Annotated in this window: 2 protein-coding genes and 1 pseudogene; all 3 read right to left on the bottom strand. The window is 76.2% G+C overall.

Going from position 1 to position 2984, the window contains the following annotated elements; translation table 11 throughout:
- Window positions 1–275: 275 nt before the first annotated feature.
- Window positions 276–923, bottom strand: a complete 648-nt coding sequence (locus MCAG_RS33825; RefSeq protein ID WP_036374588.1) for a hypothetical protein — start codon at window positions 921–923, stop codon at window positions 276–278.
- Between the two features lie 206 nt (window positions 924–1129).
- Window positions 1130–1858 carry a YcnI family protein gene (locus MCAG_RS21405; protein WP_007075068.1) on the bottom strand — a complete coding sequence of 243 codons (729 nt, stop codon included), beginning with the start codon at window positions 1856–1858 and terminating at the stop codon, window positions 1130–1132.
- A gap of 17 nt (window positions 1859–1875) precedes the next feature.
- Window positions 1876–2984, bottom strand: a pseudogene (locus MCAG_RS21400) (copper resistance D family protein); the annotation flags it as partial.

The raw sequence follows: 2984 nt of genomic DNA, 5'->3' as shown, positions 1-2984 counted from the left end.
GCGGCGGCGCGGCCCGGTCGGCACGCGCAAGCAGGCGTTGCCGGCGCGGAGGGCAGGCGTTGCCGGCGCGGAGGGCAGGCGTTGCCGGCGCGGAGGGCAGGCGTTGCCGGCGCGGAGGGCAGGCGTTGCCGGCGCGGAGGGCAGGCGTTGCCGGCGCGGAGGGCAGGCGTTGCCGGCGCGGAGGGCAGGCGTTGCCGGCGCGGAGGGCAGGCGTTGCCGGCGCGGAGGGCAGGCGTTGCCGGCGCGGAGGGCAGGAGCGGCGGCGGGTGCGGCGGTCAGGAGCGCGGGCGGGTGCGGGCGCTGGGCGCGGCCGGGCGGATCCGGCGCGGCTCGATCCGTACCGGCCGGGTGGTGGCCTCCGGCGCGACCGGCGGCCAGGCCGGCGGGCCCGGCAGCGACGACGACGCCCCGGACGACGACGCCGAGCGGGGCGACGAGGCCGGCTTGGGCGACGGGGTCAGGTCCGCGAGGGTGGCCGGGCGGCGAGCCGGCGCCGGCGCCAGCGCGGACCGGGGGCGGTCGGCCGACGCCCCCACCGCGACCAGTTGCCGGTCCACGGGCGCGGCCGGGGACGGCGCGGGGCGGGCACCCAGCCCGTCGAGCGAGGTCACCCCGAGCCGATCGGCGAGCACCGGAACCTGGTCGGGTTCGACCACGAAGACCACCTCGCGCGGGCGCGCCGGGCGCAGCAGCAGCACGGCGGAGGCCACCAGCAGGGCACCCAGCGCGCCCAGCAGCCAGGCTGCCACCGGGAACCAGTCGGTCGCCGGACGCGCCTGGAGGACGACCGCCCCGATCCCGACGGTGAACCCGCCGGCGGCGTCGGGGTGGCGGGACAGGACGCCGAGCGCGCCTGCGGCCAGCAACGCCGGAATACCGATGGTGAGCAGCAGCATGCCAGCGAGCGCGCGAGCGATCCGCATCGGTTTCGTCCCCTTCCGTGGCTTGAGTACCCGGCCGACCTTACCGGCGCAAATCACGCAATCAGCCCTATATCAGCAGCAACGGCGTACGACGGAGTCCGGAAACGGGCCGGCCCGCCGGGTGGACCGGCGGGCCGACGGGACGGGCGGGTAGCAGGACGGGCCGACCGGGCGGGCCGACGGGACGGGCGGGCAGGCGGTACGGATCAGCTCGTCCCCGCCGGGCCCCGCCGCGTACGGGCGAAGGCGAGCCCGCCGAGGACCAGGCCGGCCAGCCCGGCGACCAGCCCGGCGACGCCGAACGCGAGGCCCGGCCCACCGTCGGAGTCGTCGTCATCGTCGTCCGCGGCCGGGGCGGCCACGGCCGGGGCCGAGGCACCGACCGACGGGGCCGCCCCGGTCAGGGTCAGCACCGGGGCGGGGTGCTCCGGCTCCTCCGCCCCGGCGGTCGGCTCCTCGATCCAGCGCACCACCGTGCCGTCGGAGTACGTCTGGAGCGCCTTGAACACCATCGTGCCGACCTGCGGCAGCGGCCCCATCGACACCGGGAACTCCTGGAACTGGCCCGGCTTCACCGCCGCGTCCCCCGTCGCCGTCCAGGTGATCTTGGCAACCGCCTCGGTGACCTCGCTGCCGTGCACCTGCACCGGCGGGTCGACCTTGCGCTTCTCCACCGCCACCGTCCAGCCCGGCACCGGCATCGTGGACACCGAACCGACCGGCGCGTTCTCCGGCAGCACCACCTCGACCTTCGTCGTCGAGGCCTCGTCGCTCTCGTTCGGCACCCGGAACGCGAACCGGCCGTAGCCGCCCTGCGTCGCCTCCCTCGGGTTGATCGTGACGTGCGCCGAGGCGGGCCCGGCCACGCCGAGCACCACGGCGGCGACCCCGAGGGCCAGGGCGGCGGCGGTTGCGGAACGCCGGTGACGGAGCATGGTGGAACTACCTCTCGTTAGCGGATGGGCACGGTGGCGCTCACCGTGGCCTGGTCGATGTCCGAAATCCGGACGGTGAAGCGGAACTGCCACTGCCCCGCGGCGGGAAGGTTGATCTCCCCGGTCGCGTGGTTGTCGGTCAGCGACAGCATCGGGATCTCGATCGGCTCGATCCCGGCCGACGGTAGCGCGGCGGTGGCCTTCCACTCGGCCACCGGCTGCGGCCGGTTGTCCAGCGTGTACGCGTACAGGTGCATCGAGTTGTTGCCCCGCTTGGCCGGGTCCAGCTCCACCTGGAGCGAGTAGAGCGAGCTGGACAGCGTGGTGGTGAAGAAGCCGTCCTGCGTACCGGCCACGTCGGCGGCGGCGGTCCGCGCCGGAGGGGTCTGCACCAGGGTCGCCGTCACACCGAGCACCACGGCGGTGATCGCCAGTTCCACCCAGACCGCCCGGCGCACCGGGGCCGGGTGGGCCGGCGCGGTCCGCCGGCGCACCAGCGCCCGGGAGTACGCGGCCACGGCGATCACCAGAGCGAACAACACGATCTTGGCCAGCACCAGCCGCCCGTACGTGGTGTCGAGCAGGGCCGACGGGGTGGCGACCTCGATCAGCGCCTGCACGGTGCCGGCGAGCAGCAGCGCCGCGACGGACAGCGCCGCCCAGCGCGACCAGACCGGCAGGATCGCGCCCAGTTCCCGCTCGTCGGCCAGGCGCAGCAGGAAACCGCCGAGCATCACCAGCCCGCCCAGCCACACGGCCATGCTGCCCAGGTGCACCGCGTCGACCACCACCGACACCGCCGGCGCGGGCGAGGCCGCCGGGTGCCCGGCCAGGGGCCAGGTGAACAGCGTCGCCCCGCCGAGGACGGCCAGAAGCACCGCATCGGTGCGCCCCACCTGCCCGGCGAAGATCGGGCGGAGCAGGAGCGCCGCCGCCGCGAGCAGGCCCAGCCGCACCAGGTGCGCGGCCCCGTACGTGCTGCCGAGCACGTCGCCGAGACCCGCGCCGGTCACGTCGGACAGCCCGCCTCCCGCCGTGTACGGGCACCTTGGAGCCACAGCTCGGCCAGCGTTGGCGAGCACCAGCAGGCCGAGCCCGGTCCAGGCGAGCCCGGGCCGGGCCCCGG

Origin of the sequence: Micromonospora sp. ATCC 39149 (assembly GCF_000158815.1) — a bacterium.
Taxonomy (GTDB): domain Bacteria; phylum Actinomycetota; class Actinomycetes; order Mycobacteriales; family Micromonosporaceae; genus Micromonospora.
The sequence above is the reverse complement of the archived record's forward strand: the minus strand, read 5'-3'. Positions and strand labels throughout refer to the sequence as shown.

What these genes read in the sequence shown, in the direction of transcription:
- MCAG_RS21405 (WP_007075068.1), bottom strand. Translation starts at nt 1,858, where the DNA reads ATGCTCCGTCACCGGCGTTCCGCAACCGCCGCCGCCCTGGCCCTCGGG.
- MCAG_RS33825 (WP_036374588.1), bottom strand. Translation starts at nt 923, where the DNA reads ATGCGGATCGCTCGCGCGCTCGCTGGCATGCTGCTGCTCACCATCGGT.